6 protein-coding genes are annotated in these 7,515 nt (G+C 61.7%); 1 reads left to right on the top strand and 5 read right to left on the bottom strand.

Annotated elements, in window-relative coordinates:
* Window positions 1-781 precede the first annotated feature (781 nt).
* Window positions 782-1,996 (top strand): threonine--tRNA ligase, encoded by a 1,215-nt coding sequence (gene thrS / locus WCA53_RS20255; protein WP_423914813.1) that lies wholly within the window; start codon window positions 782-784, stop codon window positions 1,994-1,996.
* 60 nt (window positions 1,997-2,056) lie between these two features.
* On the opposite strand, the gene WCA53_RS20250 is transcribed toward thrS, so the two are convergent.
* The 5 genes from WCA53_RS20250 to WCA53_RS20230 all read right to left on the bottom strand — a co-directional run.
* Complete coding sequence (locus WCA53_RS20250; RefSeq protein ID WP_423914811.1) at window positions 2,057-3,127, bottom strand: LacI family DNA-binding transcriptional regulator; 1,071 nt, start codon at window positions 3,125-3,127, stop codon at window positions 2,057-2,059.
* Window positions 3,128-3,264: 137 nt separating this feature from the next.
* On the bottom strand, window positions 3,265-4,596 hold the full coding sequence (locus WCA53_RS20245) for an MFS transporter (protein WP_423914816.1): 1,332 nt from the start codon (window positions 4,594-4,596) through the stop codon (window positions 3,265-3,267).
* Window positions 4,597-4,682: 86 nt separating this feature from the next.
* The gene (locus WCA53_RS20240) at window positions 4,683-5,417 is read right to left on the bottom strand and encodes a ribonuclease activity regulator RraA (protein ID WP_423914806.1); all 735 of its coding nucleotides are present in this window, start codon (window positions 5,415-5,417) and stop codon (window positions 4,683-4,685) included.
* 24 nt (window positions 5,418-5,441) lie between these two features.
* A complete protein-coding gene (araD, locus tag WCA53_RS20235) occupies window positions 5,442-7,223 on the bottom strand; it encodes an L-arabinonate dehydratase (protein WP_423914802.1) in 1,782 nt (593 codons plus the stop codon).
* An 86-nt stretch (window positions 7,224-7,309) separates the two neighbouring features.
* On the bottom strand, window positions 7,310-7,515 hold a 206-nt coding region (locus WCA53_RS20230; protein ID WP_423914800.1), incomplete at its 5' end, for a hypothetical protein.

The raw sequence follows: 7,515 nt of genomic DNA, 5'->3' as shown, positions 1-7,515 counted from the left end.
CGATTACCTTGCGCAACATGCCAAGCCCCCTGTTTGGATCTGTTTTTTATCCGGGATCGCTCGCACCTCTTCGCGAAATAGCGAACACTTGAATCAGATGACGACACGCCCAGCGGCGTCACGTGATGCATGGCTGAACCAAAAGCGCCAAAACGCGTACGTTGGGATCCGGCAACTCCGACAACTCCGACAACTCCGATCACGCACCACCGAGATGTGCTGCTACAAACACGTATTGATGCGCACTGCGAACAGCTTGACCGAAGCACAATTAAACGGCTTCTTCTGGCGCGCGTTCGCGCAAGCGAACACGAATAACCTGTTGCGTAATTCACCCGAATCACTCGCCTATGTCGCTGCGTCACTCGCGGACGCCTTAACTGGACAAAAGAATAGCACCCAACCAGACCCGAGTCGGCAAGTTTGCCGCGACGTTTGGTGTCCAGGCGAACACGTATCGGCAAGTTCTTCTCGCGCGTGGCGCCTCGGCAAACATCCGAACAATCTTCGGTCGATGCCCGTCCGCGGTTTGGACACGCCGCCCAATCTCACTTGACGCCCTTCGCGGAACTCGACTATCGTCTAGGCCATGAACCTGAATCTTTTGTCCTCCATCGTCGCGACCACTACCACGACCACCTGCATCGGCGGGTCGTTTGGAGAGTGCGCGCGCTAAGTAGACAAAACGCAGCAGCTTCAAAGAGGCCCCGCCCGCGACGGACGGGGCTTCTTGCGTTTGTGGCCCTCCTCCGTCACCCACATCGACGAAAAGGAGAATACTTTGAACGACTTCGACCATCGGCAACTCGGCAACATGCTCGACCTGTTCCATCAGCAGGACGAAGGACCCGGCATGGTTTTCTGGCATCCGAGAGGATGGGAGGTTTACCGGATTGTCGAGGACTACATCCGCGATTCGATGCGACGCGCGGGATTTCGCGAAGTCAGGACGCCGCAATTGCTTGTGCGCTCGCTCTGGGAGCGCAGCGGGCATTGGGACAAGTTTCAGGCGGGCATGTATTCAGTCACTGGCGCCGAAGACGCGCGGCCTTTCTGCCTCAAACCCATGAGTTGTCCTTGCCACGTCCAGATCTTCAACCACCGGATTCGCTCGTACCGCGACTTGCCCATTCGATACAGCGAGTTCGGCGCCTGTCATCGCGATGAACCGTCGGGATCGCTTGAGGGCCTGAAGCGTACTCGCGCGTTCACGCAGGACGACGCACACGTCTTCTGCGCCGAAGAACAGGTGGAAGCGGAGGTTCGCAATTTCTGCGACCTGCTGCGGGTTGTCTATAGAGACCTGGGCTTCGCTTCGTTCGATGTCCTCCTCGCCACGCGCCCGCGCATGCGAGCTGGCGAAGAGCGTGACTGGGATCGTGCCGAGGCGGCATTAGGCGCGGCCGCGACCGCTGCGGGCCTGCCGTTTGCCGTCCGTCCGGGCGAAGGCGCGTTCTACGGACCCAAGCTGGAATTTCATCTCATCGACAGTCGCGGGCGCAGTTGGCAATGCGGCACGATCCAGCTCGACTTTGTACTGCCGGAGCGTCTCGACGTGTCCTTTGTCGGCGCGGAAAACGAGCGCGTGCGAGCGGTGATGATTCACCATGCGGTGCTTGGCAGCATGGAGCGGTTTATCGCTATGCTTCTTGAACATCATGAAGGCTGGCTTCCGTCATGGCTCGCGCCGGAACAGGTCACGGTCGCAACCGTATCGGACGCGAGCAACGGGTATGGGCGGCGTGTCGTGGCAATGCTCGAAGACGCGGGATTGAGAACTGTATTCGACGACCGGCCCGAGCGGCTGGAGAAGAAGATTGTCGATGGCCGCGAGCAACGCGTTCCGTTGTTCGTCACGGTCGGCGCGCGCGACGAGAAAGCATCGACTCTTTCCTTGCGGCTTCGGGACGGCACGCAGGCCACCTTCGCGCTCGCGGCCGGCGTTCAGCGGCTGCTGGAAATAACGCAGTCTCCTCACTCGCCTGCCCGCGCTTAAACCAGCGGGAAGCCCAAGGAGGGCATTCGCCCATCCTTGGCCGCGCGCTAACGTGACCGGTCACACGCTCTCGCGCTCGACAATTTGAAACCCCACATCGACCACGCGGGTTCCCGGCCCGCCCTTCAAGCGTTCAAGCAGGCATCGCGCGGCACTGACACCGATCCGCGTGCCATCCACGCGCACCGTCGTCAGCTGCGGTGTTGTTTCCGACGCGAATTCGAGGTCGCCGAAACCACATATCGACAATGCAGACGGCACCTCGATGCCCCTGCGTTTCGCCTCGCCGAGCACGCCGATAGCGAGCAGATCGGAGCCGCAAAACACGCCGTCGAGTTCCGGCGCCTGCTTCATCAACCCGGCAAACGCAGTCTTTCCCGTCGATACCGAGCTAGGCGACTTCACAATGATCTCCGCAATATCCCGAATCCCTTCGCGCGCCAACCGTTCGCGAAAGCCGCTGCGGCGCGCCATCGCACGCTGGTCGTCCGCCGATACGAGGCCGGGATGCCGCACCCCCCGCTTCAAAAGCCGCTCCGCCACCGCCTCGCCGATCTGATAGTGCGAAAAGCCGACGAGCATATCGATCGGCGTCTCGGTCATGTCCCACGTTTCCACGATCGGGATGCCGACGTTGCGCAGACGCTCACGCAATGAATCGGTATGCGCGACCCCCGTCAACAGGATACCCTCGGGACGCCGGCTCAGCACCGCAGCGAGGAGCGCTTCTTCGTTGCTATTGTTATAACCGCTCAGGGCCAGCAGCACCTGATAGCCCCCTTGCGACATCGTCTCGCTGAACACCTGGATGGTCTCCGAGAAGAGCGAGTGCGCGATCGTGGGAACGATCGCCGCGATCAGTCGCGACTTCGACGACGATAAGCCTCCCGCCAGCCGGTTCGGGACATAGCCGAGCCTTTGCACCACTTGCCGCACGCGTTCGAGCGTTTCCGCCGCGACCGATTCCGGGTTGTTGAACGCGCGGGACACGGTGATCGCCGACACGCCGGCTGCCGTCGCGACGTCGGTGATCCGAAGCCCTTTCGCCCCCCCGCGCGAGCGCTTCACAGGCCGAGTCGAAGCGCTGCCGGGCAGTTCGATGGATTGGGGGATCGGCTTGTCGTTTGGCATGGTTCGCGTGGACGTTGGATGGCTTAGCGCGCCTATTGTAGTCAGTTACATCGCAGGAACGTCTTCGAACGCGGTGCGTCTGCGCCGCCCGGTGGCATTGCGACCCTCGTTTGCGTAGCAAGAGCCGACGCGGCGCTCTATGCCGCGCCCTTCGCGGTTTGGCCGCCGTGCGAATCGGCCCCTCGCGCCCCGGTATCGCGGCTGCGCCGAATCAGGACCAGCGTGATCACGCCGAATGTAAGGAGACACGCGGCAGGAATCAGCATCGGCGCGCGGGCGCTGCCGCTCACCTGACGGACCCACGGCACGAGATTCTGCGCGATAAAGCCACCCACGTGGCCCAGTGAATTGATAGCGGCGATGCCGGCCGCCGCACGCGCGCCGGTGAGGAACTTCGGCGGCAGCGTCCAGAAGCAGGGCAGCAGCAAGTACATGCATGGTGCGCCGAGCGACAACGCGATAAAGCGCAGCGTATTGTTCGGCAAGAACACGCTGCCAAGGAAGAACACGACACCGAGCATCGCCGTGAAAAACATCCCGATCATCACGCGATTGCCTGCCCGTAACCTGGACGGCACCCATATCAGGACGATGGTCGCGAGCAGCCAGGGAACGATGTTGATGAGCCCGTTGACCGTGTTGCTGACACCGAAACCCTTTACCAGTGTGGGTAGCCAGTAGCTCACGCCGTACACCGAAATCGACAGCATCATGTAGTACAGCGCCATGCCGATCACGCGCGGTTCCGTTATCACGCTGATGAAACTCGTCTTCCCCGATTCCGCCTGCGCCGCGAGCGCCCGTTCGGCTTCGAGGGTAGTGGCAAGCCAGCTCCTTTCGTCGTTCGACAGGAAGCTTGCCTTGACTGGCGACGCCGGCAGATAGCGCAACACGACGGCAGTCAGCAGGATCGACGGCACGCCCGTCACGATAAACACGCACTGCCAGCCCTGGAGGCCAAGCAAGCCGCCCCGGTCGAGGAGAAAGCCACAGATAGGCGCGCCGACCATGTTGCCCAGACTGCTGCCCAAGGTGAAATAGCCGAGCATCCGTACGCGCTGCCGCGCGGGAAACCACAGCGTGAGGTAATAGATCACGCCGGGAAAGAGCCCTGCTTCTGACGCGCCCAGCAAGAATCGCAGCACATAGAACATCGTGGCGTTCTTCGTGAACGCGAGCAGCACCGTCACGATGCCCCATGTCAGCATGATCCGCGCGATCCAGCGCGGCGCGCCGTATTTGTGCAGCAACAAATTGCTTGGTACTTCGAACAAAAGATAACCGATGAAAAACAGCGACGCGCCCAGTCCATACGCGACTTCGCTCAGGCCAAGGCTGCCCAGCATCTGCAGCTTGGCGAAGCTGATATTGGAGCGGTCGATATACGCGACCAGATACAGCAGGCCCAGAAGCGGCATCAGCCTGAGCGCGAGGCGGTTGATCAGGCGCGATTCGTCGACCGCGGGCATCGCGTGCTTTGCAGCTGGCTTCACAGCATGGGTCACGGCGTCTCCGGCGCCCGCGGCGTGCCGCGAGCCAAATTATGTTCAGCAGCCTACTTTCTCGCCGCGCGCCATTGCGCGTACGCGGCCAGTGTTTCTTCGTTCGGCGGATACGTGCCGCGAAGCGGCCTGCCTTCGTCGATACGTTGCGAGATGAAGATCTCCATCTGTTCCTGCTCGGCGGCATCGCGGGCCACCTCTTCGGCCATCTCGCGCGGCACGATCACTACGCCGTCAACATCGGCGACGACGATATCGCCCGGATACACCGCCACGCCGCCACAAGCGATCGGCACGTTCATGTCCACCGCATGATGTTTGGCGAGGTTGAGCGGCGCGCTGGCTCCCGCGCACCAGATGGGCAGGCCGAGTTCAGCGATCGTCCCGCTGTCGCGCACGGGACCGTCGGAAACCATGCCCGCCACGCCTCGCTTGGCAAGCCTTAGCGCGAGAATCGATCCGACCGATGCCACCGTGCGTTCACCCCGGCAATCCTGGACCAGCACACTGCCCGGGGGCGCGCTCTCCACCGCTTTGCGCTGCGGATGGTCCGGGTCCTGGAACACGCCCACGTGATCGAGGTCTTCGCGCGCCGGGATGTTGCGCAGCGTGAACGCCGGTCCGACCAGGTTCGGCGTTCCCGGCGCTGGCTTGACGAGTGGCGCGACCCCTTGCAGGAAGACGTTTCGCAAGCCGCGCTTGAACAATTGCGTAGTGAGCGTCGCCGTGCTCACGTGCCGGAGTTGTTCAAGCGCGGCGGCGCTGACGGTGATCTCGGATGGGGTCATCGGTGTCGGTGTGCTCAAGATGAGTTAGTGGATTTCAGGCTCATTGCGATCAACGCAATGAGCCGATGCGACCGGCTCCTCGAGGAAATCGAAGTCACAGCCCTTATTGGCTTGCGTTACATGTAGCTGGTGCATCACGCCAAAACCGCGCTCGAACGGCAGCTTCGGCGCCTTCCACGATTGCCTGCGCGCGGCAAGTTCCTGATCGCTGACTTCGAGGTGCAGGCGACGCCCCGGCACGTCGAGTTCGATCATGTCGCCGTCCCGCACCAGCGCAAGCGGCCCGCCCACGAACGATTCCGGCGCCACGTGCAACACGCAGGCCCCATAACTGGTGCCGCTCATGCGGGCGTCGGAGATACGCACCATGTCCCGGACGCCCTGCTTCAGGAGCTTTTGCGGAATCGGCAACTGGCCCCATTCCGGCATGCCCGGCGCGCCGACCGGACCGGCATGTTGCAATACGATAACCGAGTCCTTCGTTACTTCGAGATCCTCACTATCGATACGCGCCGCCATGTCGGCGTAATCCTTGAACACCACAGCCGGGCCGCGCGCCGTCAGCAGATGCGATTCCATTGCGGCGGGCTTGATCACCGCGCCGTCCGGCGCGAGGTTGCCGGTCAGCACGGCGAGACCGTCACTTTCAACCAGCGGATTGCTGCGCTCGCGGATGACATCGGTGTCAAAGATCTGCGCACCGGCGATGTTTTCGCCGAGTGTCGTGCCATTCACCGTCATCTGCGTGCCATCGATCAACTCGCCCAGTTCGACGAGCAACGCACGCAGGCCGCCTGCATAGAAGAAGTCTTCCATCAGGTATTTGCCGGCCGGCCGCAGATTGGCGAGCACGGGCGTAATGCGCGCGAGTTGATCAAAACGCGCCGTTGTCAGGTCGATGCCGGCGCGACGCGCGACCGCGACCAGATGCACGATCGCATTGGTAGAACCTGACATGGCGAGCACGGTGGTGACGGCGTTATCGAAGGATTTGGCAGTCAGGATGTCCGACGGCTTCTGGTCGGTCCAGACCATTTCCACGATCCGCTGGCCGGTCAGCGAAGCGAATTGCGCGTGACGCGAGTCGACGGCGGGTATCGATGAAAAGCCGGACAGCGTCAGCCCGAGCGTCTCGGTGGCGGTCGTCATGGTGGAGGCGGTGCCCATGGTCATGCAATGACCCGGCGACCGGGCGATGCCGCTTTCAATGCCCTTCCATTCGTCTTCCGTGATCTTGCCCGCGCGCAATTCGGCCCAGTATTTCCAGGTGTCCGAGCCGCTGCCTAGCGTGCGGCCGTTCCAGTTACCGCGCAGCATCGGCCCGGCGGGAAGATAGATACTCGGCAGGTTCATGCTGATCGCGCCCATCAACAGGCCCGGCGTGGTCTTGTCGCAGCCGCCCATCAGGACGCAGCCGTCGAACTGATAGGACTTCAGCAACTCCTCGGTTTCCATTGCAAGGAAGTTCCGATACAACATCGTGGTGGGCTTCTGGAACGGTTCCGCAAGCGTCATCACCGGCATTTCGACCGGGAAGCCGCCCGCTTGCCAGACGCCGCGCTTCACCTCCTCGACGCGCTGCTTGAAATGCGTGTGGCAGGAGTTAAGTTCGCTCCATGTGTTCACAATCGCAATGACGGGCTTTCCCATGTAGTCCGACGGGTGATAGCCCATCTGCGCAGTTCGCGACCGATGACCGAACGAGCGAAGGTCGTTGACGCCATACCAGCGATAACTGCGGAGCTGCTCGGGTGTCTTTCGATTTGCGGTCAAAACGCAACTCCTTGATAACGCGACTGGCGGCATCGATTAGCCGTTCGGTTGATCGAATGGTAACGTTACCATTGACGCGTGAAACCTAGGGATTTCACCGACCAGAGGGGCAACCTCGGCTAGGGATCTCGCGAATCGCAGGAGGTGTCGCAAACAGCATCGTCCGCTTGCTTTGAAGTACCGTGCCCGAGAACGGACGCAGGTCGCGGGCGTTGCTGAGATAGACCGTTAGTTGCGAATTTTGCTAAAAACTTGGCGGGCATCGGTGAATCGCTGCCCGCCATGCTCGCTTCGCCGCTTTTCGCTTCAAGATGCTGCCCTAGTT

The sequence above is a fragment of the Caballeronia sp. genome, assembly GCF_049581465.1.
In the GTDB taxonomy this organism is placed as follows: Bacteria; Pseudomonadota; Gammaproteobacteria; order Burkholderiales; family Burkholderiaceae; genus Caballeronia.
The sequence above is the reverse complement of the archived record's forward strand: the minus strand, read 5'-3'. Positions and strand labels throughout refer to the sequence as shown.